We start from the raw sequence: 26,889 nt of genomic DNA on the forward strand, positions 1-26,889 counted from the left end.
CCACTCCCGGCGGCACCGGCGGTGTCCGGCCCGTCGCGCTCCTCGTCCCGGCCGGGCCCACCGATGCCCGATGGCGGCTACCCCTAGCATTTTCCCAGCTAGGGTTCCTAAGGTCGGACCGTATGAGCTGGAAGCACCACCTCGCCGTACGCATCGCGCGGTCGACCGGGGTGCAGATTTCTCGACGGGGCGGCCGGGGGCTGCTCGTCCGTCGGCCGCAGCGGCTGTTGCGGCAGCCGGTCTTCGTCCTGTCGTCGGTACGGTCCGGGTCGACGCTGCTGCGCATGATGCTGGACAGCCACTCGGCCATCTACGCCCCCCACGAACTGCACCTGAGCAAGCTGCGGGTGCAGTTGGGTGACCACTACATCACCAACAGCATGGCCGAACTGGGCCTGGACGCCCAGGAGGTCACCCACCTGCTGTGGGACCGGGTGCTGGACACCGCTCTGCAACGCAGCGGCAAGCGGATCCTGGCCGAGAAGACCCCGCACAACGTGTTCATGTGGTCGCGGATCGCCCGGGTCTGGCCGGATGCCCGGTTCCTGTTCCTGCTGCGCCATCCGGCGGCGATCCTCGACTCCTGGTCGCGGGCCCGCCCGCAGCAGACCCCGCAGGAGGCGGCCGACAGCGTCGGGCGGTACCTGTCCAGCCTGGCCGAGGCACGGCGGGCGCTGCCTGGTCACACGGTCCGCTACGAGGACCTGACGGCCGACCCGGCGGCCGCGACCCGGCGGATCTGCGCCTTCCTCGGGCTGGAGTGGGAACCGGCGATGCTGGAGTACGGCCGGTTCGACCACGGCACGATCAAGGCCGGCCTGGGCGACTGGACCGGCCGGATCCGGACCGGCACGGTGCAGCCACCGCGTGAGGTGCCGGACCTGGCGCTGCCGGACCCGCTGTACGACCTCGCAACGGGGTGGGGTTATCCGGCCCGACGGGCCGGCTGAGCGGTCTGCGGCAGCGGCCGGCCCAACGCGACGGCGGCGGTGGCCTGGCGGAACGCCTCGACCGCGCCCACCGGGTCGCCGGTGTCCGCCAGCATGTCGCCGAGTTCGGCCCAGGCCCTGGCCGCCTGCCGGGAGGCGTGCAGCCCGGCGAGGGTCCGGGCCGCCTCGGCGAACGTTTCCCGGGACTGCTCCACCTCGTCGGTGGCGGCCAGCGCGGCGGCGAGCGCGGTCTGCGCCCGGGCCCGTTCCAGGTGGGCCTGGCCGCCGAGTTCGGTCAGTGACCGGCGGGCGGTGTCGGCGGCGGCGGCCGCGTCGCCCTGCAACAGCAGGGTGCGGGACAGTTCGGTCAGTACGTAGCCGCGGTCGATACCGCCGCCGATCTCGGTCAGCTCCCGCAGCGCCCGCTCGAAGGTCGTCCGCGCCTCGTCCAGGCGGGGCGGGCTGTGGCTGAGCAGGATGCAGCCGTACGCGGTGAGCAGTCGGGCGGCGCTGCGCCGGTCCCGGTCCTGCCGGAAGAAGGTCAGCGCCTCCCCGGCCAGCTCCAGCGCTTCCCGATAGCTGCCCTGCTCACAGGCGACCTGGCTGGCGTTCCACAGCAGCGCCGCGCGGGCGCGCGGTGAGCCGATCCGTTCGGCGCGTTTCATCCCCTCACGCAGCAGACGTTCGGCCTGGCGGAGGTCGCCGAGCTCGGAGTGGGCGGCGGCGACGGTCGCCAGCAGACGGACGGCGTCCTCGGACTCCCACGCGCCGAGCCGGTCGACGCGTTCCAGGGTGCCCATGCCGACCTCGACGACCCGTTGCAGTTCGCCGAGTTCGTACAGGCACCGGATCCAGCTGATCACCATGCCCAGGGAGGCGACGAAGGCCGGCCCGTCGGGGTTGTCGCGCAGCAGCGATTCGTACTGCGCGGCGGCTTCGGTGAGCCGGCCCTGCTCGGCCAGCGCCCGGGCGAGCCCGAGTTGCGCCTCGGATCGGGTGACCGGGTCGGGTGGGTCCGTGGTCAGCACGGCGGTGAACTGCCGTTCCGCCTCGGTCGGGTCGCCGGCTTCGATGGCGAGATGGCCGTAGGACAGGGTGAGCGCCGCCGGGCGGGTGGCCTCGGCGTCGGCGTCACCGGCCAGCTCGGCCACCGAGCAGCCCAGGGTGGCCGCCAGCTCGCGCAGCACCTCCGGTTTGGGCGAGCGCCGGCCGGACTCGAGCAGCGAGATGTAACTGACCGACAGACTTCCCCGGGCAAGTTCGCGCTGCGTCATGTTGCGCGCGGTCCGCAGGGCGCGGAGCCGACGAGGGAAGTCCGGGTGAACTTGTTGACTCACGTCCGGCCCCCTTATTTACTGCGTGCAGGTTAACTCACCTCAAGGAGGAGCGATGAAGCTTGTACGCGTGGCGTTGCTCGCCGCGCTGGTCGGGGTACTCGCCCTGGTAGCGACCGGTCTGACCGGAGCCTCGGGCGGCGGGCAACACGAGTCGAATCTGTGGGGCTGGCCGTCCTGTTGTGGACTGCCCGACTAATCACAGTCAACTCGTTGACTCGTTGGGAGTCAACTGCCTAACCTTCCGGAGTCACCGCGCTCCGGGAGGCCATCGTGTCCACATCCTCGCGCCACCGCACCCCACGACTGTCGCCGCAGGAGACAGCCGTCCTCGTCGCCTACCTGTCCGGACTGACCATGGACGCGTCGGCCCGACGCGTCGGCGTCGGCGTCGGCACCGCCAAGCAGTACCTGGAGCGGGTCAAGCGCAAGTACGCCGCCGCCGGACGACCCGCCCACACCAAGCTCGACCTTGCCCGCTGCGCCGTCGAGGACGGCCTGTTGACCTGGGCCGAGCGGCCGACCCCGCAGGTCCGCTAGCCGGTCCACCGCAGGTCCGCTGGCCGGCTCACCGCCGGGCCGTTGGTGGTTCACCGCCGGGCCGTGCGCTGGCGGGGCGCGGCACGACGGTACGCGCTGACCGTCGGCTCGTCGGCCAGCCAGAACCGCCACGGGGTCTGCTGGGCCGAACCCACCCCGACCCGGGGCCCGCTGCGGACCGCCGCGACCTCCACCGGGTCAGCCGGTGCCGTCAACGACGCCGGACCGCAGCCGTCGAGCACCGACGTGTCGGTGGCCGCACCGTCCAGACCGAGTGCGACCATCAGCCGGGCCGGCCCCCGCGCCAGATCCCGGTCCGGCACCCGTACGCCGCGCCGACGCCGGGCGGTCCCGTGGCCGGCCACGACCGCCCCGGCCCGCAGCAGCACCGCCGCCGCCTCGCCGGGTGGGCCGGTCACCACGTTGCCGCACCAGTGGATGCCGTAGCTGAAGTACACGTAGAGGCGTCCGGGTGGGCCGAACATCGCCGCGTTGCGCGGCGTACGGCCCCGGTGGGCGTGCGAGGCCGGATCCGCGCCGACCCCGGCGTACGCCTCGACCTCGGTGAGCCGGACCGCGACGTCACCGGCGGTGACCACGCAGCCCAGCAACGCGCGGGCGGCCACGTCGACCGGCCCGGCGAGCACCGCCGCCAGGTCGCCGGCCGGTACGGGTGATCTCATGGCACCAGCACACCACACCCCGGGAGCGACCGATGAACCCCGCACAGACCCCGTCCCCGCCGTACCACCTGGTGGTTTTCACCTCCCGGCTCAGCCACGACGACCCGCAGGGGTACGCCGAGACCGCACGTCGGATGCTGGAGCTCGCCGCCGCCGCGCCGGGGTTCCTCGGCGTCGACACCGCCCGCGGCGGCGACGGCCTCGGCATCACCGTCTCCTACTGGCGTGACGAGGCCTCGATCGCCGCCTGGCACCGGCAGGTGGAGCACCAGGCGGCCCAGGACGCCGGCCGGGCCCGGTGGTACGCCAGCTTCACCGTGCACGTCGCCCGGGTCGACCGCGCCTACCGGTTCCCGCCGGCCGGCACCGGCACCACGTGACCGCACGGTCGCCGGTTGACCCCACGACCGGCTGCCCCTGCGGGTCGACAACCTCAGCGGGGCACGACCGACGCCGCCGCCCAGGCCCGCCACTGGTCGAGCTGCTCCACCACCGAGGCCAACTGGTCGGCCACCGGCCCGGGGCCGGTGGAACCCGGCGTGGTCCGCGCCGCCAGCGCCGAACGCACCGACAGCACGTCGCGCACGCTGGCGTCCAGGTGCTCGCTGACCAGCCGCAGGTCGTCGTCGGAGACCTCGTCGAGGGCACATTCCCGGGCCGCGCAGAGCGCCACCAGCTTGCCGGTGATCTCGTGCGCGTCGCGGAACGGCACCCCCTTGCGGACCAGCCAGTCCGCCACCTCGGTGGCCAGGGTGAAACCGACCGGCGCGGCGGCGGCGAGCCGGTCCACCCGTACCGTCATGGTGGAGATCATCCCCGCGAGGGCCGGCAGCAGCAGCGCGAGGGTGTCCACCGCGTCGAACGCCGGCTCCTTGTCCTCCTGCATGTCCCGGTCGTAGGTCAGCGGCAGGCCCTTGAGCATCGTCAGCACCGCGACCAGCCCACCGACGAGACGACCGGACTTGCCCCGGGCCAGCTCGGCGATGTCGGCGTTCTTCTTCTGCGGCATGATCGACGACCCGGTGGCGAAGGCGTCGTCCAGCTCGACCCAGCCGAACTCCTGCGAGGTCCAGAGCACCACCTCCTCGCCGAGGCGGGACAGGTGCACGCCGATCATCGCGGTCACGAACAGGAACTCGGCGGCGAAGTCCCGGTCGGCGACGGCGTCCATCGAGTTGGCGAACGAGGTCTCGAAGCCCAGCTCCTTGGCGACCACACCAGGGTCCAGCGGCAGCCCGGAGCCGGCCAGCGCGCCGGCGCCCAACGGCGACACCGAGGTACGCGCGTCCCAGTCCCGCAGCCGGTCCAGGTCACGCAGCAGCGGATGGACGTGGGCCAGCAGCCAGTGACCGAACGTCACCGGCTGGGCGTGCTGCACATGCGTCATCCCCGGCGCCGGGGTGTCCAGGTGCCGCTCCGCCTGCTCCACCAGCGCCCCGGCCAGCTCGACCAGCTGGGCGGCCAGCCCACGGGCGTGATCACGCAGGTACAGCCGCAGGTCGGTGGCGACCTGGTCGTTGCGTGACCGCCCGGCGCGCAGCTTGCCGCCGAGCGAACCCAGCCGTTCCAGCAGGCCACGCTCCAGCGCGGTGTGCACGTCCTCGTCGTCGACGGTCGGGCGGAACGTCCCGGCGGCGCAGGCCGCCTCCAGGTCGTCCAGGGCGGCCAGCATGCGGCCCAGTTCGTCGGGGTCCAGCAGACCGGCGGCGGCCAGGACCCGGGCATGCGCCCGGGAACCGGCGATGTCGTACGGCGCCAACCGCCAGTCGAACTGGACGCTGACCGACAACCGGGCCAGGGCCTCGGCGGGGCCGCCGGCGAAGCGGCCACCCCACAGACTGGTGCGGTTCGGGCTGGCGGTGTTCGCGGTCAGGTTCTTGTCGTCCACGGCGACCATTGTGCTGATCAGCTCCCGGTGCCCGACAGCCGGGCGTCGCTGGGTGGGGTAGCGGCCCAGGCGGACAGCTTCTCGGCCAGCTCGGCGCCGCCGGCCGGGTCCCGGGCGACGACCAGGATGGTGTCGTCGCCGGCGATCGTGCCGACCACGTCCGGCAGGCCGGACCGGTCCAGCGCGCTGGCCAGGAACTGCGCCGCGCCCGGCGGGGTCCGCAGCACACAGATGTTGGCGCTGGCGTCGACCCCGGTGAGTAGTTCGTGCAGCAGCCGGACCAGTCGCGCCGGGGCCTGCTCGGACGGGCGCAGCGTCGGATTGCCGTCCTCGGGGATCAGGTAGACCGCCGGCCCGCCGTCGCGCCCGCGCACCTTGACGGCACCGAGCTCCTCCAGGTCACGCGACAGCGTCGCCTGGGTGACCTGCATCCCGTCACCGGCGAGCAGCTCGGCCAGCTCGGTCTGGGAGCGGATCGCCTTGGCCCGGATCAGCTCGATGATCCGGGCGTGCCGGGCGGTGCGGGTCCCCGGCCCGGTCACCGGTGCCCCCCGGCAGGTCCGTCGTCGCCGGCACCCACACCGCCACCGGCACCGGCACGCACATCGTCACCGGTCTGGGCGACCAGCCAGGCCAGCAGCGCCTTCTGCGCGTGCAACCGGTTCTCCGCCTGGTCGAACACGGCGCTGTGGCCGCCGTCGAGCACGTCGTCGGTGATCTCCTCACCCCGGTGCGCCGGCAGGCAGTGCAGCACGATCGCGTCGCGTGCGGCGAGCGCCAGCAGTTCCTTGTTGACCTGGTACGGCCAGAACGGCGTCCGCCGGTCCCGGCCGTCGGCCTCCTGCCCCATCGACGTCCAGGTGTCGGTGGCCATCACGTCGGCACCGTCGACGGCTTCCCGGGGGTCCCGGATCAGCTGCACCGATCCGCCGGTCCAGGCGGCGATCTCGGCGGCCCGGGCGACGACCGCCGCCGCCGGGTCGTGGCCGGCCGGCCCGGACACCCGTACGTGCATGCCGGCGGTCGCCCCGGCCAGCAGGTACGAGTTCGCCATGTTGTTCGCCGCGTCGCCGACGTAGGTCAGGGTCCGCCCGGCCGTACCGCCGCAGTGTTCCCGCACGGTCAGCAGGTCGGCCAGCAGCTGACACGGGTGGAACCCGTCGGTGAGCGCGTTGACGACCGGCACGCCCGACCCCGAGGCGACCTCGGCGAGCCGGTCGTCGCCGTAGGTACGCATCACGATCGCCGCGACGTAGCGCGACAGCACCCGACCGGCGTCGGCCAGGGTCTCGCCGCGACCGAAATGGGTGGCCTGAGTGTCGACCACGATCGGGTTGCCGCCCAGCTCGGCGATGCCGACGTCGAACGACAACCGGGTCCGCAGGCTCTGCTTGTCGAACAGCACCGCCACCGAACGGGGGCCGGCCAGCGGCCGGTGGCCGTACCGGTCGGCCTTCATCGCGGCGGCCAGGTCCAGCACCGCCGACTGCTCGGCGGGGCTGAGGTCGTCGTCGCGCAGCAGGTGCCGGGTCACGAGCCTTCTCCTGTGGTGGTGGCGGCGTCCAACGCGGCAGGCAACGCGGCGAGGAACCCGTCGGCCTGCTCGGCGGTGAGAATCAGCGGCGGGGCCAGCCGGATCACTTCCGGCTGCGCCGGGTTGACCAGGAATCCGGCGTCACGCAGGGCCACGGCGACCGCCGGCGCGACGGGCGCGGTGAGCACGATCCCGAGCAGCAGGCCGGCGCCGCGTACCGAGGCGACGAGCGGATGGCCGAGCGCCTCGACGCCCCGGCGCAACTGCTCGCCGACCCGTTTGACGTGGTCGAGCAGACCGTCGGCGGCGATGGTCCGCAGTACGGCGAGCGCGGCCGCGCAGCAGACCGGGTTGCCGCCGAAGGTGCTGCCGTGACTGCCCGGGGTGAGCAGCGCGCCCGGAGTGAGTGGTGCGGCCGGGTCCCCGACCTGGGTGTCGGCGAAGGCGATGCAGGCGCCGATCGGCAGCCCGCCGCCGAGACCCTTCGCCAGGGTGACGACGTCCGGGGTGATCCCGTCGGCCTGGTGGGCGAACCAGTGGCCGGTCCGCCCGACCCCGGTCTGCACCTCGTCGAGGGTGAGTAGGGCTCCGTGCCGGGTGGTGATCTCCCGGGCGGCGGCCAGGTAGCCCGGCGGCGGCACCACGACACCGGCCTCACCCTGGATCGGCTCCAGGATCACCATGGCGGTGCGGTCGGTGACGGCGGCGGCGAGCGCGTCGGCGTCGCCGTACGGCACGTGGGTGACCTCGCCGGGCAGCGGCCGGAACGGGTCGGCCTTGGCCGGCTGCCCGGTCAACGCCAGCGCACCCATGGTCCGGCCGTGGAAGCCGTCGTGGGTGGCGACCACGTGGGTGCGCCCGGTCCGGCGGGACAGCTTGAACGCCGCCTCGACCGCCTCGGCACCGGAGTTGCCGAAGAACACCGCGCCGGGGCGACCGGTCAGCGCCAGCAGCAGTTCGGCCAGGGCGACCGGCGGCTCGGCGACGTACAGGTTGGAGACGTGGCCGAGGGAGCCGATCTGGCGGGTGACCGCCTCGACGATCGCCGGGTGGGCGTGGCCGAGCGCGTTGACCGCGATCCCGCCGAGCAGGTCGAGGTAGCGGCGGCCGTCCTCGGCGACGACGGTGGCACCCTCACCGCGTACCAGCGCCAGCGGCGGCGTGCCGTAGTTGTCCATCAACGATGCGGACCAGCGGTCCCGCAGCGAGGTCATTCAGGACTCCCCGTCGTTCGTCGGATCGGTGACCATGGTGCCGAAGCCTTCGGAGGTGAAGACTTCCAGCAGGGTGGAGTGGGCGACCCGGCCGTCGACCACGTGCGCGGCGGGCACCCCGCCGCGTACCGCCCGCAGGCAGGCCTCCATCTTCGGCACCATGCCGGCGGCGAGGGTGGGCAGCAGGCCGGCCAGGTCGTCGGCGGTGATCCGGCTGATCAGGCTGGCGGTGTCGGGCCAGTCGGCGTACAGGCCGGGCACGTCGGTGAGGACGACCAGTTTGCGGGCCTCCAGCGCGATGGCCAGCGCGGCGGCGGCGGTGTCGGCGTTGAGGTTGTGCAGGACGCCGTCGACGTCGGGGGCGACCGTGGAGATCACCGGAATCCGGCCGGCGGCGATGATGTCGGCGACCGCCGACGGGTTGACCGTGTCGACGTCGCCGACCTGGCCGACGTCGACCGGTTCGCCGTCGACGTACGCGGGGCGGCGCACGGCGGTGAACAGGTGGGCGTCCTCACCGGACAGACCGACCGCGTACGGCCCGTGCTCGTTGATCAGGCCGACGAGTTCCCGGCCGACCTGGCCGACGAGCACCATCCGGACGACGTCCATCGCTTCCGGGGTGGTGACCCGCAGGCCGCCCTTGAACTCGCTGGCGATGCCGAGCCGGCGCAGCATGCTGGAGATCTGCGGCCCGCCGCCGTGCACCACGACCGGCCGGATGCCGGCGTAACGCAGAAAGACCATGTCCGCGGCGAACGCCCGCTGCAGCTGCGGGTCGATCATGGCGTTGCCGCCGTACTTGACCACGATCGTCTCGCCGTGGAAACGGGCCAGCCAGGGCAGCGCCTCGATCAGGGTGGCCGCTTTGGCCTGGGCGGCACTGAGGTCCCGGCTGAGCTGGGTGTGCGGGTCGATCATGTCGAGTACGCCGAGTTCTCGTGCACGTACGCGTGGGACAGGTCGTTGGTCCAGATGGTCGCGGTGTCGGTCCCGGCGTGCAGGTCGACGCGGATGTGCACCTGCCGGCCGGTTAGGTCGACCTGGTCGCGGGGCGCGGCGGCGGCCCCGTCCCGGCAGATCCACACGTCGTTGATCGCCACGTCGAGCTGGTCGGGGTCGAACGCGGCGCTGGTGGTACCGACCGCCGCGAGGATCCGCCCCCAGTTGGGGTCGTTGCCGAACAGCGCGGTCTTGACCAGGTTGTTGCGGGCCACTGCCCGGCCGACCTGCACCGCGTCGGCCTCACTGGCCGCGCCGAGCACCTCGATGGCGATCTCCTTGCTGGCCCCTTCGGCGTCGGCGATCAGCTGCCGGGCCAGGTCGGCGCAGGCGGCGGTGACCGCGGCGGTCAGCTCCTCGACCGACGGGGTGACCCCGGAGGCGCCACTGGCCAGCAGCAGCACCGTGTCGTTGGTGGATAGGCAGCCGTCGGAGTCGATGCGGTCGAAGCTGGTCCGGCAGGCCGCATGCAGCGCGGCGTCGAGATCGGCGGCGTCGGCGAGCGCGTCGGTGGTCAGTACGCAGAGCATCGTCGCCATGGCCGGGGAGAGCATCCCCGCGCCCTTGGCCATCCCGCCGACCCGCCAACCCGCGCCGTCGATCACCACCGTCTTCGACCGGGTGTCGGTTGTCATGATCGCCTCGGCGGCGGCCGGTCCGGCGTCGGCGGACAACGCCGCCACCGCGGCATCGACCCCGGCGAGCAGCTTGTCCATCGGCAGCCGCTCCCCGATCAGCCCGGTCGAGCAGACCGCGACCTCACCTGCCCCGACGCCCGTACCGCCTGCTTTGGTGAGCGTCGCGGCGACGTGTTCGGCGGTGGCGTGGGTGTCCTGGAAGCCGGCCGGCCCGGTGCAGGCGTTGGCCCCGCCGGAGTTGAGCACCACCGCCCGCAGCGCACCGACGCGCAGCACCTGCCGGCTCCACCGCACCGGTGCGGCCTGCACCCGGTTGGCGGTGAAGACCCCGGCGGCGGCAGTGGCCGGCCCGTCGTTGACGACCAACGCCACGTCGGCCGCACCGCTGGCCTTCAGCCCGGCGACCACCCCGGCCGCCCGGAACCCTTTCGGTGCCGTGACGCTCACCTGAGCCACCCTTCGTTCGCGACTGCGGGACTCCGCTGCGCTGCGTTCCTCGCGCTCACGGCGCGACCCCGAGCGCAGTCAGGCCGGTGGTCTCCGGCAGGCCGAGCATCAGGTTGGCGCACTGTACGGCCTGGCCGGCGGCACCTTTGCCGAGGTTGTCGATGGCGCTTGTCACGATCACCCGTCCCGAGTCGATGTCGGTGGTCACCTGCAGGTGGCAGGCGTTGGAGCCAAGGGTCGCGGCGGTGGTCGGCCAACTGCCGGCGGGCAGCAGGTGCACGAACGGTTCGTCGGCGTACGCGGCGGTCAGCGCCTCGCGCACGGCGGCGGCCTGGTCTCCGGCGGCGTCGGCACCGCCGGCCGGGCGGGCGGTGACCGTGGCCAGGATGCCCCGCGGCATCGGGGCCAGCACCGGAGTGAAGGAGAGGCTGGTCGCGCCGGTGGCCTGCTTGATCTCCGGGACGTGCTGATGCGCGCCGACCTTGTACGGCGACAGGCTGCCCATCACCTCGCTGGCCAGCAGGTGTGTCTTGGCGGCCCGGCCGGCGCCGGAGGTGCCGCTGGCGGCGACCACCACGACGTCGGTGGGGTCCACCGCGCCGGCGGCGATCAGCGGGGCGAGTGCCAGGGTGATGGTTACGGCGTAGCAGCCGGTGGCGGCGACCCGGTCGGCGGCGGCGATCCGGTCCCGCTGGCCGGGCAGCTCCGGCAGGCCGTACGTCCAGGCACCGGCGTGCCGGCCGCCGTAGTAGCGGTCCCAGGCGGCGGCGTCGGTCAGCCGGTGGTCGGCACCGAGGTCGACGACCTTGACCCCGGCGGGCAGGGTCGCGGCGATCGCTGCGGACTCCCCGTGCGGCAGGGCGAGGAAGACCAGGTCCGCGTCGGCGAAGCTGGTGGCGTCGGTGCCGGCGAAGGTCAGGTCGAGGCCGGCCAGATGCGGATGTACGGCGGCGACCGGCGCGCCCGCCTGACTGTGCGCCGTGGCGGCGACCAGATCCAGTTCGGGGTGCCCGGCGATCAGCCGCAGCAGTTCTCCCCCGGCGTACCCGCTCGCGCCGGCGACGGCGACCCGGATGCCCATACCCACCTCCGCATTTCTATGCAGTGGAAGGTATCAGGATGCAGCTGCCCCGGCAAGACCCTCCCAAGATCCTCGCGATCTTGCAGTTGTCGATCGACAATTCCGACAAATGCTCTCGATAACTGCAAGATCGTCGCGGACTGAGGGGGTGGAGGAGTGACGTGCCGCTGTCAGTCGACGACTTCGACGTCGCGCCAGAAGGCGACCCGGTCCCGGATCATGTCAGCCGCCGGTAGCGGCTCCGGGTAGTACCAGACGGCGTCGGCGCTGCGCTGACCCTCGTGCTCCAGCGAGAAGTAGGACGCGTCGCCCTTCCACGGGCAGTGCGTGTGGGTGTCGGAGTCGCGCACCAGGTCGTCGCGCAGGGACGACCTGGGAAAGTAGTGGTTTCCCTCGACGACGACCGTGTCGTCGCTCTCAGCGATCACGAGTCCGTTCCAAATGGCCTTCGGCATACCGCCCAGCGTAGCCACCACCGGTGCCGACGCGGTCGGTGTCGAGGTACGGACAGTTGATCCACAGCTGTCCATTGTCGGCTAAGGTCGACACACCGACCCTTGGACGCGAGACACCTTCAGACACCCCGGCGATGCGGTATCGGCGGATGTGTCGCAGCCGGCGATCGGGACGGCTCCTGCCTAGCATCGGCAGCATGGACCGGGCAGATCACCAGCGGAGCCGTGCGGGACCCGACGAGGCGGTGGGAGCGCACATGGCGGAGGACCGCAGCGTCCTGGCGATCTTCGTCGACGTGCGCGGATTCACCCGGTGGTCCGAGACCAACGAGGTCTTCATCAACCTCGACCAGTTCATCGCCGGGTTCTTCACGATCCTGCGGCGACGCTTCCCCGAGACGTACAGCCTCAAGCCGCTCGGCGACGGTGCCCTGCTGGTCTGCGAGATCCCGGAACGCAACAGCCCTCGTGAACTGGCGGCGATGCTCTCCCGGGTGCTGACGATCGTCAACCGCGTCGACGCCGACTTCGCCCGACACTGTGCTGAGTTCGCCAACCGGGTCGGCCACCGCACCGACCTACGACTCGGCTGGGGCGTCGTCCGCAAGGTCATCCGCACCGGCGACGACTGGGCCGGGCACAACCTCAACAAGTGCTCCCGGCTGTGCGCCGAGGCCCGCCCGTTCGGCATCGTCATCGACCGCGACGACTTCCCCGAGCTCCCCCGCGACGTGCGCGGCATGACCAGCCAGATCCGTCGGCTACGCGGTATCGGCGAGGTGCCGGTCTGGGTGAGTCACGAGATCGCCTCGCAGTTCGTGCCGCGTGAACGGCTGCGCGAGACGCCCGAGGTGCACGTCGCCGGGATCTGTTTCACCGAGGACCACAGCGGCGGCATCCGGCTACTGCTGGCCCGTCGGTCGGCCGAGCGGGCGCTGTTTCCCGGCCTCCTGGAGGGCTGCGGAGGGCAGCTTCGCTACTCCGAGACGTTCACTGACGGCGTCCGCCGGCACTTTCAGCAGGAGATGGGCCTGGACGTCGAGGTCCGCGAGGACCTGCACTGCTTCTACACGATCCGGGAGGCCGACGTGCCGGTGATCCCGGGCATCCGGTTCCTCTGCCGCCGGGTCGGGCGCGGTGAGCCGTCCTCAGGCAATCACTCCGAGCTGCGCTGGATGAGCGAGGAGGAGTTCGCGGCGATCCCGGCCACGGAGTTCGTCGGCGGGTTGAAGGCCGAGGTGCTGGAACTGCTGGCCCGTTACCGGCAGACCCGGCAGCGGTGACCTCGGGCTACCCGGGCGACGGCACCCCGAGCAGGACCAGCAGACCGGCGACGGCGCCCAGCAGGGCGGCGACGAAACCCAGACCCTCCCCGACGCGGCGCGCCACGGCTGAACTGCGGCCCGGCGGCAGCGCTACGGCCGACCCGCCCTGGCGGTCGCCGGCCGGGGTCCGTGGTTGCGCGCCAAGGAGCCGCTCGATCTTGTCGAGGCGGTGCAGGTGGCAGCCGACCAGCAGACCAGGCCCCAGGTACGGGCAGTCGCCGTCGCGCCACAGCGGCTCGCCGCACCGCGCGGGAATGGCGAGGACCGCGTACGGCAGCCCGACGGCGAGCGTGAGGAACCAGCCCCAGTCCGGCTGGCCGGTGGTGAACGCGGCCACCGCGAACACGACGATCGACGCGCCGGCGACCAGACGTGTCGTCCGCCATTGAGGCATGCCTGCATCCTAGTCGGAGGGTCGGCCCACGTTTCGCCCACATCGGAACCGAGACCTGACCTGAAGAAGTCTCAGAGCTGGATGATCCCGACGGTGGCGGCGAGACGCGCGACGTCGGCGGGAGTGGGACCGGCTTCCGCTCCCGCGTTCCCCGCTGCGGGAGCCTGCCACAACCGCGACGCAACCACCTGGATCGATATATATATCTATCATTGTCAATCGGCCCGACGTCCGGTCGGGCCGACCGACAAGGAGGTGGGCGTGCGTCCCAGCGACAATCACACCTACACGGCTGACTCAACCACCCCGGTCCGAGGTACCCGATCAGCGGGGCGAGCGGCGGCGTTCAGCGGTGGCTCAGTCCTGGCGGTCACGATCGCGGCCGCGCTCGCCGCGACCGTCGGCGCGGCCGCACCCTCAGGGCCCTCGGCACACGCCCGACCGGCGGGCACCGACGGGCGCGGCGCGACATGGGTCGCCGCCTGGGCGCCGAGCCCGGTCGAGGGCAGCACGATTCCCTGGTCGGACTGCCCGGCCGGGGACGGGCTGGCCGACCAGACCATCCGCAACGTCGCCTTCGTCAGCGCCGGCGGCACGGCGGTGCGGGTACGGGTCACCAACACGTTCGGCACCCGGGCACTGAAGGTCGGCCGGGCGTCGGTCGCCGTCCAACGCGACGGTGCGACCGCTGTCGCCGGCTCGATGCGGGAGCTGACCTTCGGCGGGCAGCGGGAGGTCACCGTGGCCGCCGGCGGGCGGGCACTCAGCGACCCGGTGCCGTTGCGGGTCGCCGCACTCAGCACCCTGCTGGTCAGCGTCTACGTACCGGAGCCGACCGGGCCGGTGACCAACCATCCGTTCACCGCCCAGGGCAACCACCTCGCGGCCGGTGACCGGGCGACCGCACCGACCGCCGACGGGTACGCCGACACGCCGTGCTGGATGCTGGTCGACGGAATCGACATACAGGCGGGCCCCAGGGTCGTCGGCAGCGTCGTCGCGCTGGGCGACTCGATCACCGACACCGCCAGCACCACCGGCAACGCCAACCAACGCTGGCCGGACCATCTCGCCCGCCGGCTGCACGACCGCCCCGGACCCACCCTGTCCGTGGTGAACGCCGGGCTCGGTGGCAACCGGCTGCTCGCCCCGCGCGACGGCGAACCGTACTGGGGTGTGCCTGCGCTGGCCCGCCTGGAACGCGACGTCTACGCCCAGACCGGGGTACGGGCGGTGATCCTCCTGGAGGGCACCAACGACATCGGCTACAGCACCCCGGCCGCCGACATCATCGCCGGCTATCAGCAGGTCATCGTGCAGACCCGGGCACAGGGGCTGCCGATCTTCGGTGGCACCGTGCCGCCGTTCGGCGGCTCGTTCCTGGACACTCCTGAGCGGCAGGAGATCTGGCACGACGTCAACCACTGGATTCGGACCAGCGGCGCGTTCGACGGGGTTATCGACTTCGCGGCGGCGCTGGCCGACCCGACCGATCCGAACCGGCTGGCGGCCACCTACGACAGCGGCGACCACCTGCACCCCAACGACGCCGGCTGCGCCGCGATGGCCGACGCCGTCGACCTCGCCGCCCTGCTGCGCCGCTGACCACGGTCGCTGGCAGTCCAGTCTGCCCGTGGTCCCGGCCTGGTCCGCCGCGACCACGGGCAGACCGGGCCGGGACTCCGGCGTCGGTACGGTCAGGCGCCGCGCAGGGTGGCCCCGAGCCGCGTAGCGGCCTCGGCGACCGCGCCGTCGCGGGCCGCCACCGCCTCCTCCACAGTCAGCGTGCGGTCCGGGGCCCGGAACACCAGCTTGTACGCCAGAGACTTGCGCCCGGCGCCGAGCTGCTCGCCGGCGTACACGTCGAAGAGCCGGACCGATTCGAGCAGCTCGCCGGCACCGGCCACCAGCGCGGCGCGGACCTGCGCCGCCGGGGTGGCCTCGTCGACGACCAACGCGACGTCGATCAACGCCGGCGGGAAGCTGGCGAAGTCCGGTGCCGGCACGACCGGAGCCGGCGGCACCGCGTCCAGGTCCAGCTCCATCGCGCAGGTACGCCGAGGCAGTTCCAGCGCGGCGACCGCCGCCGGGTGCAGCTCCCCGGCGTGGCCGACCACGACCCCGTCGACCAGCAGCTCGGCGCAGCGGCCGGGATGCCAGGGTGCGTACTCGCCGGCCCGGACCTCGACCCGGCCGGCCGGGACGCCGGCGGCGTCGAGCACGATCCGGCCGGCTTCGACGGCGTCGGCCCAGCTGGCCGGGCGTCCGGCACCCCACCAGCCACCCGGGGCCACCTCACCGGCGAGCACCACGGCGACGTGCCACGGCTGGTGCGGTACGGCGGCGTCGGCGGCGGCGAACACCGCGTCGTCGGGCCGGTCGTCGACGCCCATCGCCGGTGGCGCGGCAGCGCCCGTGCGGGGCTGGAACACCACGCCGATCTCGTAGAGCGCGACGTCGCGCTGCCCCCGGCCGATGTTGCGCCGCAGCGTCGCCAGCAGTGGCGGCAGCAGGGTGGTGCGCAGCAGCGGGTCGGTGTCGGCCAGCGGATTGGCCAGCCGGACCGCGTCGCGGCGCGGGTCGTCGGCGGGCAGCCCCAGGTCGTCGGCGGCCCGCGGGGAGACGAACGGGTAGCACAGCGCCTCGACGTGGCCGGCTTCGGCCAGCGCCCGCGCCACCGACCGGCGTCGCCGCTGGGTGGCGGTGAGCCCACGCCCGGCCGGGGCCGGCGGCAAGGCGCTGGGCACGTTGTCGTAGCCGGCCAACCGGACCACCTCCTCGACCAGGTCGGCCGGGTCGGTCAGGTCGGGCCGCCAGCTCGGCGGGGCGACGACCAGCGGCGCGGCCCCGTCGTCGGGTGCCGACGCCGCCGAGGTGGCGGTCGCCGCCCCGGTCGCGACGGTGCTGGCGCTGGCCACTCCGGCCCTCGCCCCGCTGGCGACGGTGCAGCCGACGGCTTCCAGCAGTTCGACGACCCGCTGCGGCGGGTACGCCACCCCGACCCGGCGGCCGGGCAGCCCGGCGTCGATCACGATCGGGGTCGGCGGGGCGACGTGGTCGATGTCGAGGATCTCCGCGCCGGCCTCACCGCCGGCGTGTTCGATCAGCAGCCGTACGGCACGGTCGATGGCGACCAGCGGCAGCGCCGGGTCGACGCCACGTTCCCACCGCTTGGCGGCCTCGCTGAACAGCTTGTGCCGCCGGGCGGTGCGTCCGACCATCACCGGATCCCAGTGGGCGGCCTCGAACAGCACGGTACGGGTGTCGGCGACGACCTCGCTGGTCTCGCCGCCCATCACGGCGGCGAGCGAGATCGGCCCGGTGTCGTCGCAGATCACCATGTCCTCGGCGTCGAGGACCCTGGCCACCCCGTCCAGGGTGGTCAGCTTCTCCCCCGCGACCGCCCGGCGCACCACCAGCGGGCCGGCGATCCGGTCGGCGTCGAAGGCGTGCATCGGCTGGCCGAGTTCGAGCATCACGTAGTTGGTGATGTCGACGGCGAGGCTGATGCTGCGTACCCCGGCGGTGGTCAGCCGGCGGACCATCCACTGCGGCGTCGGCGCGGTCGGGTCGATGCCGCGCACGATCCGGGCGGCGAACCGGTCGCAGCCGACGGTGTCGCGGACCTCGACCGGGTACGCCGGGGTGTCGGTGGCGCCGGGTGCGTCGACAGCCGCCGGGTCCCGCCACGGTACGCCGAGCGCCTGGGCGAGTTCCCGGGCGATCCCGCGTACCGACATGGCGTACCCCCGGTCGGGGGTGATCTCGACCTCGACCACGACGTCGTCGAGGCCGACGACGGGCCGGGCGTCGTCGCCGGGCGCGGCGGTGACGTCCGGTGGCAGCACGATGATGCCGGCGTGGTCGTCGCTGACGCCCAGTTCGCGGGCGGAGCAGATCATGCCGTTGGAGTTGCGCCCGTAGGTTTTGCGGGCGCCGATGGCGAAGCCGCCGGGCAGCACCCCGCCGGGCAGGATGACGACGACCTTGTCGCCGGCGGCGAAGTTGGTGGCGCCGCAGACGATTTCCTGTGGTTCGCCGGTGCCGTTGGCGGTGCCGACGTCGACCCGGCAGAACCGGATCGGCTTCTTGAAGCCGGTGAGTTCCTCGATCTCGCGGACCTCGCCGACGACGAGGGAGCCGGTGACCGAGCCGGCCAGGTCGACGATGGACTCGACTTCCAGGCCGAGCCCGACGAGGGCGTCTTCGAGCTGCTGCGTCGTCAGGTCGGCGGGCAGGTCGACGTGTTCGCGCAGCCAGGAGATTGCGATCCGCATGATTCAGACCTCCATCCCGAACGCGCGGGTGAACCGCACGTCGCCTTCCACCATGTCGCGCATGTCGCTGATGCCGTGGCGGAACATCAGGGTGCGTTCGATGCCCATGCCGAACGCGAAGCCGGAGTAGACCTCCGGGTCGATGCCGCAGGCCCGCAGCACCCGGGGGTTGACCATGCCGCAGCCGCCCCATTCGACCCACCGTGGCCCGTCGCGGTGCTGCGGGAACCAGACGTCGAACTCGGCGGACGGCTCGGTGAACGGGAAGTAGTGCGGCCGCCAGCGGGTCCGCGCGTCGGCGCCGAACATCGCCTGGGCGAAGTGGTCGAGGGTGCCCTTGAGGTGCGCCATGGTGATGCCCCGGTCGACGACGAGCCCTTCGACCTGGTGGAACACCGGGGTGTGGGTGGCGTCGAGTTCGTCGGTGCGGTAGACCCGTCCCGGGCAGACCACGTAGATCGGCGGCTGCCGGGTCAGCATGGTGCGGGCCTGCACCGGTGAGGTGTGGGTGCGCAGCACCAGGCCGGGCAGGTCGAGGTGGAAGGTGTCCATCAGCCCACGTGCCGGATGGTCGGGGCTGATGTTGAGCGCGTCGAAGTTGGTCCACTCCAGCTCGGCTTCGGGGCCTTCGGCGACCTCGTAGCCCATTCCGACGAACAGGTCACCGATGCGTTCCATCAGGGTGGTCAGCGGGTGCCGCGCGCCGCGCGGGCGGCGGTCGTACGGCAGGGTGACGTCGACGCGTTCCTCGGCCAGCACCCGGCGGGCCCGTTCGGCTTCGAGTTCGCCGCGCCGGGCGTCGTACGCGGCCTGCACGGCGGCGCGGGCCTCGTTGACCCGTTTGCCGGCGTCGGACTTGGCGGCCGGCGGCAGGGCGCCGATCTCCCGGCGGGCCAGCGCGATCGGGGCGCGGTCACCGAGGTGCTGGTGGCGCAGCGCGGTCAACGCGTCCAGGTCGGCGGCCTCGGCGAACGCCTTCTCGGCGTCGGCGACCGCACCGGCGAGCGCGGCCGGGTCGAGCAGCGCGACCTGCTTCGGATCGTATGGGTCGTTGCGGTAGGTCATGACGTGCGGGCACTCCCTCGCGGCGTGCGGTCACCGGGGCCGATGACCGGCAAGAGTCTACGGACGCGCGGCGTTGCCGCAGCCCGCCGGTGGGTGCCAGGGAGCAGGGTGGTGTCGGTTCAGCCCTGCTGCCCGCCGGAACCGGCGGGCCGGGTAAACAGCTGACGAGGTGGCACACCGCAACCACGGCGCCGGTGACGGCGCATCGGCTGGTCGCTGACGCTCATCGCGGGGGCCTTCCTGGGCGCTGTGCTCTGGCCGAAGTGTACAGGCAGACGGCGGCGGCGGCAGCCAGGTTCAGGCTCTCGGCGCGCCCGTACAGCGGGACCCGGACCCGGGCGTCGGCGCGGTCGACCAGTTCAACGGGCAGGCCGTGGGCCTCGGTGCCGAAGAGCCAGGCGGTGGGCGCGGCCAGCGCCCCGGAGTCGGCGAGGTCGTCGAGGTCGGTGTCGCCGTGGCCGGTGGTGGCCAGCACCCGCAGGCCGGCGGCGCGGAGCGCGTCGACGGCGTGGGCCGGGTCGTCGTGGCGGACCACGTCGAGGTGGAACAGGCTGCCGGCGCTGGCCCGGACGCACTTGCCGTTGTAGGGGTCGACGGCGGCACCGGCGAAGATCACCGCGCCGGCTCCGGCGGCGTCGGCGGTGCGCAGGACGGTGCCGGCGTTGCCGGGGTCGCGGATCTCGGCGAGGGCGGCGACCAGGGTGGGGCGCCGGCCCAGCGCGGCGTCGAGGGTGACGTCGACGTGGTCGCAGACGGCGACGACGCCCTGCGGGGTGACGGTCTCGGTCAGCGCGGTGAGGGCGTCGTCGTCGACGGTGGAGACGGTGGCACCGGTGGCGGCCGCCGCGTCGACGAGGTCGGCGTACCGGTGCAGGCCGGCGGCGGTGGTGAACAGTTCCCGGACCACGCCCGGCGCGGCGAGGGCTTCGCGGACCGCCTGCGGGCCTTCGGCGAGGAAGCGCCGCGTGGCGTCGCGGTCGCGGCGGCGGTGCAGCCGCCGGGCGGCCACGATCCTGGGGGTACGGGTGGTGAACGGTGCCGCTGTCCGCCCGCCCGGGGACTGGCCCGGTGCCTCGGCCGGAACGTGGTCGAGGCGTCCGGCTGGCCGTGGTGCGGTCATGCCGGACGCCTCGTTTCGTGCCGTGTGTCGTGCTGTGTGCTGTTGCGCTTCGCGGCTGGTGCCGCGGTGCGCGTGCTGCTGCTCGCCTGCCGCTGTGCGCGGATCAGGTTCGTGCGGGTCAGGCGGCCTGGGCCGCCGCGCCGCCGGTGCCTTCGGCGGCCACTGCGGTACGGGCCACCTCGACCAGCGCCGCGAAGGCGGGGGCGTCGTTGACCGCGAGATCGGCGAGGATCTTGCGGTCGACCTCGACACCCGCCAGGCGCAGGCCCTGGATGAGCCGGTTGTAGGTCATCCCGTTGGCGCGGGCCGCCGCGTTGATCCGGGTGATCCACAACTGCCGGAAGTCGCCCTTGCGGTCACGACGGTCCCGGTAGGCGTACTGCATCGAGTGCAGCACCTGCTCCTTGGCCTTGCGGTACAGCCGGGAGCGCTGGCCCCGGTAGCCGCTGGCGTCCTCCAGCAGGGTACGGCGCTTCTTCTGAGCGTTGACGGACCGCTTGACGCGTGCCATTTCACCTACTCCTTCAGGTCAGTGGCGCGCGTCAGCGGCCGAGCAGCTTCTTGATGCGCTTGACGTCGGCCGGGGACACCTCGACGGTGCCGGTGAGCCGACGGGTCCGGGTGGAGGGCTTGCCCTCCAGCAGGTGGCGCTTGCCGGCCTGCTCGGACAGGATCTTGCCCCGTCCGGTCACCTTGACCCGCTTACCCATGCCGGTGTGCGGCTTCATCTTTGGCATTTGTTGCGTCTCTCCCCTGTCACTCGCCGGTGTTGCCGGCGGGTTCGACCTCGGCGGCCGGTGTTCCCTCGGCGACACCGTCGCGCGGTTCGCGGCCGGGTCCGACCCGGGCCGCGGTGGCGGCGGCCGCCGCTGCCTTGGTGGCCCGGTGCGGGGCCAGCACCATGATCATGTTCCGGCCGTCCTGCTTGGGGGCGGCCTCGACGTACCCCAGATCCGAGATCTCCGATTCGAGCCGGCGCAGCAGCCGGTAGCCCAGCTCCGGTCGGCTCTGCTCCCGACCACGGAACATGATCGTGACCTTGACCTTGTCGCCGGCCTTGAGGAACCGCACCACGTGACCCTTCTTGGTCTCGTAGTCGTGCGGATCGATCTTGGGCCGGAGCTTCATTTCCTTGATGACGGTCTGCTGCTGGTTACGCCGCGCTTCGCGCGCCTTGAGTGCGCTCTCGTACTTGAACTTGCCGAAGTCCATGAGCTTGCACACCGGCGGGCGCGCCATCGGCGCAACCTCAACCAGGTCCAGGTCGACGTCCGCGGCCAGCTGCAGGGCGCGCTCCAGCGGGACGATGCCCACCTGCTCACCTTCAGGGCCGACCAGTCGGACCTCACGTGCCCGGATCTGCTCGTTCACGCGTGGTTCGACGCTGATGGGGCCTCCTCGAGTCGTAATCTGCGTGGTGCCGTCGCCCGCCGCAGGCACCCCCCGGTTGGGGACACCTGGGGAAAGCAGAAGGCCCTGGCACACATGCCAGGGCCTGCTCGACCGGTCAGCTGACGCCGTCGACGGCGTCGACCCCACAGGCGGCGGGGATCCGTCGCGTGTCGGGTGACCGGACCCGACCGCTGGAGGTTGATCCGCGATGCGGGTGGGAGCAGGCGCTCCGCTTTCGTGACCGCCGCCGACCAGGCTCCGACAGGAGCGCGGGACGGCGACAGCATGGTCGACTTGTCAACGATACCAGGCGCACCGCAAACCGTGGGCCAGGCCCACCCTCGGCCTGGCGAACTCACCGCCTGGTGGCGACGGTCGCCCGTGGCGGTGTGGCGGGGCTCAGCCGTTCGTGGCGGCGGCGTGCAGCGCCCGCAGGGCGCGGACGGCCTCGACGGCGTGCTCCCGGTCGACCGCCTGCAACGCCAGCACCGGGACCAGCTCGTCGTCGCGTAGTTCGAGGCTGGCCCAGGCGGCGTCCCGGTCGAACCGCACCGCGACCACGAGCTCCCACGGCAGCTCGTACGAGCGCAGGACGTTGCGGACCCGGATCCCGGCGGCGTCGGCGGCGACCCGGGGCCGGGTGAACATCAGGATGATCAGTGCACCGAGCACGCCCAGGCCGATCATCGCCGCCTGGTCGCCACGCTGGAAGGTGCCGAGGTTCTCCCCGGTGGAGCCGGTCAGGCCGAAGCTGACGGTCGTGAACACCACCACCAGCGCGGCCGCCAACGACCAGCACATCACCCGGATCCGGCGCGGCCGGACGACCACGTTGCCCGTACCCCCCGGGGCGGGCGTCGCCGTCGGTGGGGACTCCTTTGTCAGCTCGTCTGCCACCCGCCCAAGTCTGCCACCCTGCGACGCGGCGCCGACCACAGCAGGTCCCCCGCCGCCGCGATCTTGCAGTTATCGAGAGTTTTTGTCGCTTTTGTCCATCGATTTCTGCAAGATCGTCGCGATCTTGGGAGTCGGAGGGGTGGTGCGGGCAGGCTGACGGGCACCCCGGCCGGAGACGACCACCGCGACGATGATCAGTGCCGCGCCGGCCAGCAGTCCCCAACTGGCACCGGGTCCGCCGGGGACGGCTACGTCGATCAGCAGCGCGCCGACGAGCTGGCCGGCGACCACCCCGAGACCGGTCCGCAGCACCCCCACCGACCGGACCCCGACCAGCAGCGCCACCACGATGCCCACCCCGAACAGCCCACCGAGGTAGAGGTACCACTCGCCCGGCCAGGGACGGCCAACAGCCGCCCCGTACGCCCCCAGCAGGCCGGCGGCGATCAGCACCAACGGGGTACTGACCACGAAGTTCGCCACGATGCCCATGGCGGTGGTGCTGGCCGCCGACACCCGGCCGTTGAGCGCGGACTGGATCGACACCGCCAGCCCACCGACGACGGCGAGCACGATCAACCCGACCGCAAACTGCCCCACCGGCCGCCCCAGCTGGGCCACCACGACCGCGCCGACGCCGAGCAGCGCCCCGGCCAGCCGGGGACCGGTGACCGCGAGCCGGCCGGCGGGCGCCAGCCCGACCCGGTCCACGACGAGCCCGCCGAGGCTGTTGCCGGCCACCTGGGCGATGGTCAGCACCGCCACCCCGAGCACCGGCACCGCGTAGGTGGCGGTGGTGACGAAGAACGCCCCGCCGATCCCACCCAGGTACGTCCACCAGGGCAGCCGGGCCGCCCGAAGGGTGCGCAGCCCGGACCGCATCGACGGCAGGAGCACCAGTCCGGCGGCGACCAGCAGGGAGCCGCCGATGTTGTTGGCGACCGCGCCGATGGCGGCGCTGCCCATCCGGGCGCCGAGTTCGGCGTTGACCGCGCTCTGCGAGGCGGACGCGACGCCGCCGAGGCCGGCGACGACCAGCGCCAGCCAGGGCGCCAGCACCCCGGGAAGGCGGCGCGCCGCCGGCCGTACGGTGGGTGGCGGATCGTCCGGTGTGCTCACCCACCCACTGTCACAGCCGGCCGCCACCGGTGTCTGTGACCGAGATCGCCGCCGCCGGGTCCGTACCGCCGGTCATTGGAAGTCGATCCGGTAGGTCCGGGTCCGGGTGCCGTCCTCGCTGGTCACCACCACGGTCGCGGTCGGCGCGTCGGGCTGCGCCTGGGTGACGGTCAGGTCGGCGTACGGGTCGGCGGGGGTCGCGTCGACCTGCCCGGGGCGCTCACCCGCCGGTACGGCGTACTGCGTGCGCCCGGGGTCGAAGTCGGCCAGCGGCACCCCGTCGACGGCGATGCTCCCGGCGTCGGCGACCGCCGACGTGCCCGGCGCGGCCACCACGACCTCGATCTCGCTGAGCGTCATGTGCCGGTCCGGGTGGGCGGTGAGGAGCAGCCGGACCGCGTCGGTGGTGGCGGTGACCGGCACGTCGACCACCGGCGCGGTCGGCGTCGGCGTCGGTACGGTGACCGGCTCCCCGGCGTCGACCCAGTTGCCGGCGCCGTCGCGCAGCTGGGCGGTGACGCTGCGGGCGTAGCTGTCCGAGCCGTCGCGGTAGAAGTGGACCCGGACCCGGTTGAGGGTGTGTTCCCGGGGCAGGGTGACGGTGAGGGTGTCGGTGGCGTTCTTGGTGCCGGAGCGCCAGTTGGACCAGGCCTTGTCGGTGAGGTTGCCGTTGGTCAGGCCCACCGTGGAGTAGCCGGGTTCGGTGAAGCTGGCCTCGACCCCGGCGACCGTCGTGGTCGCCTCGACCGGCGCGGTGACCTGGACCCGTACCGTCGCGGGCAGGGTGACGCCGGCACCGGCGTCGGCGCGGCCGGTGAGGGTGACCACTCCGACCTCGTCGAAGGCGCCGGGCGGTGCGGTGTCCCAGTCGACCGGCCGGGTCACCGTGATCCCCTGGCTCGACGTCGCGGTGACGGTGGCCGGCAGGTCGGGGGTGCCGCCGACGAACGTCTTGGCCCGGGTCGGCACGGTGGATTCGAGAGTGTCGACCACGACGGTGGCCCGGGCGAGGTGGGTGCGGCCCTGGGCGTCGACGACGCGGCCGGTGACCGCGACGGTGCCGGTCTCGCGCCACCGGACCGGGGCGATGTCGCGCCAGGTCACCGGCAGTGCGCCCCGGGGTCCGTCCGGGTGCACCGGGACCACCGTCGCCGGCAGCGTCGGCGCGACCCCGGGGGTGGTGAACAGCTCGACCGGGGTGAGGCCGACCACCCGTTCGTCGATGATCCGCCAGCGCTGGTTGGCGCCGGAGTTCGGCAGCCAGACGGAGACGGCGGCACCGTCGTTGGTGGCCTGACCGCCGACGTCGAGCAGCCGACCGGTGGCGACGTTGACGACGGTGTACGTGCCGTCGCCGGTGGTGGAGAGGATCCACTGCGCCTGCGGACCGGGCGTGCCGGTGGCGTCGACCAGGGTGGCGGTGTCGTCGACGACGGCGAGCCAGCGGTCACCGTCGACGGTGCCGACGGTGTAGCGGGCCCGGTTGTCGTAGCCGTCGGTCAGCCGGGTGAGCTGCCACAGCTGTTCGGGGGCCTGCGGCACGTCGGTGCGGATCACCAGGGCGGAGCCGGACGGGGTCAGCGACCGTCCGCTCGGCACGCCCTGCAGCCGGTAGACGTGGGTGTCGCGGATCAGGGTCTCGTCGAGCAGGACACCGGAGACGCCGTCGATCAGGAAGGTGGTCACCGACTGGGCCGGCACGTCCAGGCTGGCGGCGCGGTCGCGGACCGGGACCGGGGTGCCGGTGCGCAGCGCACCGTCGGCGCTGGTCACCACCGGGGTGACGGTGGCGTCGGCGGTGACGGTGCGAAACGCCGACAGGTCCAACCGGACGGTACGGGCGGCGGTGGTCGCGTTGACGTGCACGACGGTTGCCCGTTTGCCGGTGGCGAGGGCGGCGACGCTGTCCGGGTCGTCGACGGCCATCAGCCGGTCGCCGGGGCGGATGTGGTGGGTGAAGTTGCGCAGCGTGTCGAACTTGGTGTTGGTGTAGATGGGGCAGGTCTGCAGGGTGTCGGTGGCCGTGCAGTCGAACGGCACCTGGATGCTGCCCCAGTTGGATCCGGCCGGGAACTCGCCGCCGGGGGCCATGTTGTCGTAGTCCTCGACGGGCTGCCAGAGCACCCAGGCCGCCGGTTCCAGCTCCCGCAGGTCGTCGACGACGTTGCGGGCGATGCCGAGGCCGGGCAGCATGCTGGTGAAGTCCTGCCCGCCGCTGCCGTAGGAACCCTCCACCTCGCTCATCCACAGTGGCTTGCCTTCGGCCTTGGCGAGGTCGCGGACGGCGGTGCGCTGCCCGGTGCCGTACGTGTGGACGTTGAGCTGGGCGATCCGCGCCCGGGTCGCGGCGCTGTAGGCGTTCCAGTTGGTCAGGAACGTGCCCGGGTTGGTCTCGTCCATCGCGGCGATGGCGGTGTCGCTGCCGGCGGCCCGCAGCGCGGCGTCGACGGCGGCGATGACCTGCTGCTGGCTGGTCGGCCCGGCGTGGGCACCTTCCTGGCGGCCGCCGACCGGCTGGCCGTCGGGGCCGAGCCGGGTCGACCAGTACGGGGTGTTCGGCTCGTTGAGCGGGTCGATGGTGGCGACGTCGATGCCGTGTGCCTGTTCCAGGTGCTCGGTGACGCGGACCAGGTAGGTGGCGAAGTCGTCGACGGTGTCCGGGCGGATCTGGTCGGTGGTGGCGTCGAAGCCGCCGGAGACGTACCCGCTGACGGTCTGGAACCACGGCGGCGAGTTGCTGAACGTCTCCCAGTGGGTGACGTCGGCCTTGATCCGGTCCACCCACCAGCGTTGCGCCGGGTCGGCGGCCCAGTTCCAGTGGGTCGGGTCGTCCGGGTTCCACCAGTCGCGGTCGGTGCGGGTGGTGCCTTCGGGCGCCTGCCACCAGCCGGGTACGGCGCCGCCGGGGCGCAGGTAGTCGGGCACGTCGGGGGCGTTGCCGCCGCCGATGTTGTAGCGGGCGATGTTGAGGTTGAGTCCGTCGTCGCCGAAGAGCAGGTCGGCGAGTTCGTCGCGGATCTCGTCGGGGTAGTCGCCGGTGGCGTTGGCGAACCAGACCAGGCTGGTGCCCCAGCCCTGGAAGGGCTGTCCGAGGTAGGCCGGATCCGGTCGGACGGTGACCACTGCCGCCGCGTCGACGTCGACGTCGGCGGTGGCGGTGGCGGTGGCGGTGGAACCGGGGGAAGCGGCGGAGGTGTCGGTGGCGGCGTGGGCGGGTCCGGCCACGCTGGCGCTGACACCCACGATCACCGCGCTGACCGCCGTGGCAAGTCGCCGGGTGGTGCTGTGTCTGTTCACGATGGCGGGCCTCCGTCCGCTGGTTCCGGCCACCGGGGCGGTGCCCGGTCGCCACCACAGTCGATGTTTGCGCAAACATCGCCGGTCCGGTGGTGGCGGAGGGGGATCTCCCCCGGGACACCACCGATGGCCGCCGAACGCGCTACCGCAACACGCCGGCAATGTTTGCGCAAACAGTGGTGCAGATGGTTGCACCACCGTCGGGCACCGTCAACCCCCGTGACCGGCCCGGAGTCAGCTGCCGCCTGAGAGCCCGGA

The 26,889-nt window shown here is 72.8% G+C and carries 26 protein-coding genes and 2 pseudogenes; 6 read left to right on the top strand and 22 right to left on the bottom strand.

Annotation, left to right across the window (positions count from 1 at the left end; genetic code table 11):
• Positions 1–122 precede the first annotated feature (122 nt).
• Positions 123–950, top strand: a complete 828-nt coding sequence (locus ACN28F_RS02130) for a sulfotransferase family protein (RefSeq protein ID WP_289206457.1) — start codon at positions 123–125, stop codon at positions 948–950.
• Here ACN28F_RS02130 and ACN28F_RS02135 read toward each other — a convergent pair.
• Positions 926–2,266 carry a helix-turn-helix domain-containing protein gene (locus ACN28F_RS02135; RefSeq protein WP_289206458.1) on the bottom strand — a complete coding sequence of 447 codons (1,341 nt, stop codon included), beginning with the start codon at positions 2,264–2,266 and terminating at the stop codon, positions 926–928. The genes ACN28F_RS02130 and ACN28F_RS02135 overlap by 25 nt on opposite strands.
• 52 nt (positions 2,267–2,318) lie before the next feature.
• On the opposite strand from ACN28F_RS02135, the gene ACN28F_RS02140 reads away from it, so the two are divergent.
• Both ACN28F_RS02140 and ACN28F_RS02145 read left to right on the top strand, forming a co-directional pair.
• Entirely contained in the window at positions 2,319–2,462 is a 144-nt protein-coding gene (locus tag ACN28F_RS02140; RefSeq protein ID WP_289206459.1) for a hypothetical protein, read from the top strand.
• Between the two features lie 74 nt (positions 2,463–2,536).
• Positions 2,537–2,803 (top strand): hypothetical protein, encoded by a 267-nt coding sequence (locus ACN28F_RS02145; protein ID WP_289206460.1) that lies wholly within the window; start codon positions 2,537–2,539, stop codon positions 2,801–2,803.
• A 50-nt stretch (positions 2,804–2,853) separates the two neighbouring features.
• Here ACN28F_RS02145 and ACN28F_RS02150 read toward each other — a convergent pair whose 3' ends face one another.
• Positions 2,854–3,486 carry a DNA-3-methyladenine glycosylase gene (locus ACN28F_RS02150; RefSeq protein WP_421356911.1) on the bottom strand — a complete coding sequence of 211 codons (633 nt, stop codon included), beginning with the start codon at positions 3,484–3,486 and terminating at the stop codon, positions 2,854–2,856.
• Positions 3,487–3,518: 32 nt separating this feature from the next.
• Here ACN28F_RS02150 and ACN28F_RS02155 point away from each other — a divergent pair, with 32 nt between their 5' ends.
• Complete coding sequence (locus tag ACN28F_RS02155) at positions 3,519–3,866, top strand: antibiotic biosynthesis monooxygenase family protein (protein WP_289206462.1); 348 nt, start codon at positions 3,519–3,521, stop codon at positions 3,864–3,866.
• Positions 3,867–3,919: 53 nt separating this feature from the next.
• On the opposite strand, the gene argH is transcribed toward ACN28F_RS02155, so the two are convergent.
• From argH to ACN28F_RS02195, 8 genes are all read right to left on the bottom strand, one after another.
• A complete protein-coding gene (gene argH / locus ACN28F_RS02160) occupies positions 3,920–5,383 on the bottom strand; it encodes an argininosuccinate lyase (protein WP_289206463.1) in 1,464 nt (487 codons plus the stop codon).
• A gap of 8 nt (positions 5,384–5,391) precedes the next feature.
• The gene (locus ACN28F_RS02165) at positions 5,392–5,916 is read right to left on the bottom strand and encodes an arginine repressor (RefSeq protein ID WP_289206464.1); all 525 of its coding nucleotides are present in this window, start codon (positions 5,914–5,916) and stop codon (positions 5,392–5,394) included.
• A complete protein-coding gene (gene argF, locus ACN28F_RS02170; RefSeq protein WP_289206465.1) occupies positions 5,913–6,908 on the bottom strand; it encodes an ornithine carbamoyltransferase in 996 nt (331 codons plus the stop codon). Before argF ends, ACN28F_RS02165 begins: the two co-directional genes overlap by 4 nt.
• The gene (locus ACN28F_RS02175; protein ID WP_289206466.1) at positions 6,905–8,122 is read right to left on the bottom strand and encodes an acetylornithine transaminase; all 1,218 of its coding nucleotides are present in this window, start codon (positions 8,120–8,122) and stop codon (positions 6,905–6,907) included. Before ACN28F_RS02175 ends, argF begins: the two co-directional genes overlap by 4 nt.
• Positions 8,123–9,043 carry an acetylglutamate kinase gene (gene argB / locus ACN28F_RS02180; protein WP_289206467.1) on the bottom strand — a complete coding sequence of 307 codons (921 nt, stop codon included), beginning with the start codon at positions 9,041–9,043 and terminating at the stop codon, positions 8,123–8,125. It lies immediately after the preceding gene.
• Entirely contained in the window at positions 9,040–10,209 is a 1,170-nt protein-coding gene (gene argJ / locus ACN28F_RS02185; RefSeq protein WP_289206468.1) for a bifunctional glutamate N-acetyltransferase/amino-acid acetyltransferase ArgJ, read from the bottom strand. The genes argB and argJ overlap by 4 nt, the downstream gene beginning before the upstream one ends.
• A 55-nt stretch (positions 10,210–10,264) precedes the next feature.
• On the bottom strand, positions 10,265–11,290 hold the full coding sequence (gene argC, locus ACN28F_RS02190; protein ID WP_289210990.1) for an N-acetyl-gamma-glutamyl-phosphate reductase: 1,026 nt from the start codon (positions 11,288–11,290) through the stop codon (positions 10,265–10,267).
• A 170-nt stretch (positions 11,291–11,460) separates the two neighbouring features.
• Positions 11,461–11,745 (bottom strand): DUF427 domain-containing protein, encoded by a 285-nt coding sequence (locus ACN28F_RS02195; RefSeq protein WP_289206469.1) that lies wholly within the window; start codon positions 11,743–11,745, stop codon positions 11,461–11,463.
• A gap of 197 nt (positions 11,746–11,942) precedes the next feature.
• Here ACN28F_RS02195 and ACN28F_RS02200 point away from each other — a divergent pair, with 197 nt between their 5' ends.
• Positions 11,943–13,028 carry an NUDIX domain-containing protein gene (locus tag ACN28F_RS02200; RefSeq protein ID WP_421356912.1) on the top strand — a complete coding sequence of 362 codons (1,086 nt, stop codon included), beginning with the start codon at positions 11,943–11,945 and terminating at the stop codon, positions 13,026–13,028.
• Between the two features lie 7 nt (positions 13,029–13,035).
• On the opposite strand, the gene ACN28F_RS02205 is transcribed toward ACN28F_RS02200, so the two are convergent.
• Entirely contained in the window at positions 13,036–13,464 is a 429-nt protein-coding gene (locus tag ACN28F_RS02205; protein ID WP_289206471.1) for a hypothetical protein, read from the bottom strand.
• Between the two features lie 261 nt (positions 13,465–13,725).
• Here ACN28F_RS02205 and ACN28F_RS02210 point away from each other — a divergent pair, with 261 nt between their 5' ends.
• Positions 13,726–15,069 carry an SGNH/GDSL hydrolase family protein gene (locus ACN28F_RS02210; RefSeq protein WP_289206472.1) on the top strand — a complete coding sequence of 448 codons (1,344 nt, stop codon included), beginning with the start codon at positions 13,726–13,728 and terminating at the stop codon, positions 15,067–15,069.
• Between the two features lie 92 nt (positions 15,070–15,161).
• On the opposite strand, the gene ACN28F_RS02215 is transcribed toward ACN28F_RS02210, so the two are convergent.
• The 11 genes and pseudogenes from ACN28F_RS02215 to ACN28F_RS02265 form a co-directional block, all read right to left on the bottom strand.
• Positions 15,162–15,509, bottom strand: a complete 348-nt coding sequence (locus ACN28F_RS02215; RefSeq protein WP_421361226.1) for a hypothetical protein — start codon at positions 15,507–15,509, stop codon at positions 15,162–15,164.
• Positions 15,507–16,418: pseudogene (locus tag ACN28F_RS02220) on the bottom strand (phenylalanine--tRNA ligase subunit beta); the annotation flags it as partial. The gene ACN28F_RS02215 and the pseudogene ACN28F_RS02220, both read right to left, overlap by 3 nt.
• Positions 16,391–17,741 (bottom strand): annotated as a pseudogene (locus tag ACN28F_RS02225) (phenylalanine--tRNA ligase subunit beta); the annotation flags it as partial. The pseudogenes ACN28F_RS02225 and ACN28F_RS02220, both read right to left, overlap by 28 nt.
• Positions 17,742–17,744: 3 nt before the next feature.
• Complete coding sequence (pheS, locus tag ACN28F_RS02230; RefSeq protein ID WP_289206474.1) at positions 17,745–18,806, bottom strand: phenylalanine--tRNA ligase subunit alpha; 1,062 nt, start codon at positions 18,804–18,806, stop codon at positions 17,745–17,747.
• Positions 18,807–19,029: 223 nt separating this feature from the next.
• Positions 19,030–19,926: a TrmH family RNA methyltransferase gene (locus ACN28F_RS02235; RefSeq protein ID WP_421356913.1), complete on the bottom strand. Its 897-nt coding sequence runs from the start codon at positions 19,924–19,926 to the stop codon at positions 19,030–19,032.
• A gap of 118 nt (positions 19,927–20,044) precedes the next feature.
• Complete coding sequence (gene rplT / locus ACN28F_RS02240; RefSeq protein WP_282227657.1) at positions 20,045–20,437, bottom strand: 50S ribosomal protein L20; 393 nt, start codon at positions 20,435–20,437, stop codon at positions 20,045–20,047.
• Between the two features lie 31 nt (positions 20,438–20,468).
• Complete coding sequence (rpmI, locus tag ACN28F_RS02245) at positions 20,469–20,663, bottom strand: 50S ribosomal protein L35 (protein ID WP_282227658.1); 195 nt, start codon at positions 20,661–20,663, stop codon at positions 20,469–20,471.
• Between the two features lie 19 nt (positions 20,664–20,682).
• Complete coding sequence (gene infC / locus ACN28F_RS02250; RefSeq protein WP_289206476.1) at positions 20,683–21,297, bottom strand: translation initiation factor IF-3; 615 nt, start codon at positions 21,295–21,297, stop codon at positions 20,683–20,685.
• A 420-nt stretch (positions 21,298–21,717) separates the two neighbouring features.
• The gene (locus tag ACN28F_RS02255; protein WP_289210991.1) at positions 21,718–22,119 is read right to left on the bottom strand and encodes a PH domain-containing protein; all 402 of its coding nucleotides are present in this window, start codon (positions 22,117–22,119) and stop codon (positions 21,718–21,720) included.
• A gap of 165 nt (positions 22,120–22,284) precedes the next feature.
• Positions 22,285–23,334 (bottom strand): DMT family transporter, encoded by a 1,050-nt coding sequence (locus tag ACN28F_RS02260; protein WP_289206477.1) that lies wholly within the window; start codon positions 23,332–23,334, stop codon positions 22,285–22,287.
• Between the two features lie 72 nt (positions 23,335–23,406).
• Complete coding sequence (locus ACN28F_RS02265; RefSeq protein WP_421356914.1) at positions 23,407–26,631, bottom strand: glycoside hydrolase; 3,225 nt, start codon at positions 26,629–26,631, stop codon at positions 23,407–23,409.
• Positions 26,632–26,889: the final 258 nt, after the last annotated feature.

Source organism: Solwaraspora sp. WMMA2101 (assembly GCF_049179175.1).
In the GTDB taxonomy this organism is placed as follows: domain Bacteria; phylum Actinomycetota; class Actinomycetes; order Mycobacteriales; family Micromonosporaceae; genus Micromonospora_E.

Excerpts from the sequence above, each read along its gene's own strand:
- ACN28F_RS02130 (WP_289206457.1), top strand. The coding sequence starts at position 123 with ATGAGCTGGAAGCACCACCTCGCCGTACGCATCGCGCGGTCGACCGGG.
- ACN28F_RS02140 (WP_289206459.1), top strand. The coding sequence starts at position 2,319 with ATGAAGCTTGTACGCGTGGCGTTGCTCGCCGCGCTGGTCGGGGTACTC.
- ACN28F_RS02150 (WP_421356911.1), bottom strand. The coding sequence starts at position 3,486 with ATGAGATCACCCGTACCGGCCGGCGACCTGGCGGCGGTGCTCGCCGGG.
- ACN28F_RS02155 (WP_289206462.1), top strand. The coding sequence starts at position 3,519 with ATGAACCCCGCACAGACCCCGTCCCCGCCGTACCACCTGGTGGTTTTC.
- argH (WP_289206463.1), bottom strand. The coding sequence starts at position 5,383 with ATGGTCGCCGTGGACGACAAGAACCTGACCGCGAACACCGCCAGCCCG.
- ACN28F_RS02175 (WP_289206466.1), bottom strand. The coding sequence starts at position 8,122 with ATGACCTCGCTGCGGGACCGCTGGTCCGCATCGTTGATGGACAACTAC.
- argB (WP_289206467.1), bottom strand. The coding sequence starts at position 9,043 with ATGATCGACCCGCACACCCAGCTCAGCCGGGACCTCAGTGCCGCCCAG.
- argC (WP_289210990.1), bottom strand. The coding sequence starts at position 11,290 with ATGGGCATCCGGGTCGCCGTCGCCGGCGCGAGCGGGTACGCCGGGGGA.
- ACN28F_RS02195 (WP_289206469.1), bottom strand. The coding sequence starts at position 11,745 with ATGCCGAAGGCCATTTGGAACGGACTCGTGATCGCTGAGAGCGACGAC.
- ACN28F_RS02200 (WP_421356912.1), top strand. The coding sequence starts at position 11,943 with ATGGACCGGGCAGATCACCAGCGGAGCCGTGCGGGACCCGACGAGGCG.
- ACN28F_RS02205 (WP_289206471.1), bottom strand. The coding sequence starts at position 13,464 with ATGCCTCAATGGCGGACGACACGTCTGGTCGCCGGCGCGTCGATCGTC.
- ACN28F_RS02215 (WP_421361226.1), bottom strand. The coding sequence starts at position 15,509 with ATGGAGCTGGACCTGGACGCGGTGCCGCCGGCTCCGGTCGTGCCGGCA.
- pheS (WP_289206474.1), bottom strand. The coding sequence starts at position 18,806 with ATGACCTACCGCAACGACCCATACGATCCGAAGCAGGTCGCGCTGCTC.
- ACN28F_RS02235 (WP_421356913.1), bottom strand. The coding sequence starts at position 19,926 with ATGACCGCACCACGGCCAGCCGGACGCCTCGACCACGTTCCGGCCGAG.
- rplT (WP_282227657.1), bottom strand. The coding sequence starts at position 20,437 with ATGGCACGCGTCAAGCGGTCCGTCAACGCTCAGAAGAAGCGCCGTACC.
- rpmI (WP_282227658.1), bottom strand. The coding sequence starts at position 20,663 with ATGCCAAAGATGAAGCCGCACACCGGCATGGGTAAGCGGGTCAAGGTG.
- ACN28F_RS02255 (WP_289210991.1), bottom strand. The coding sequence starts at position 22,119 with ATGTGCTGGTCGTTGGCGGCCGCGCTGGTGGTGGTGTTCACGACCGTC.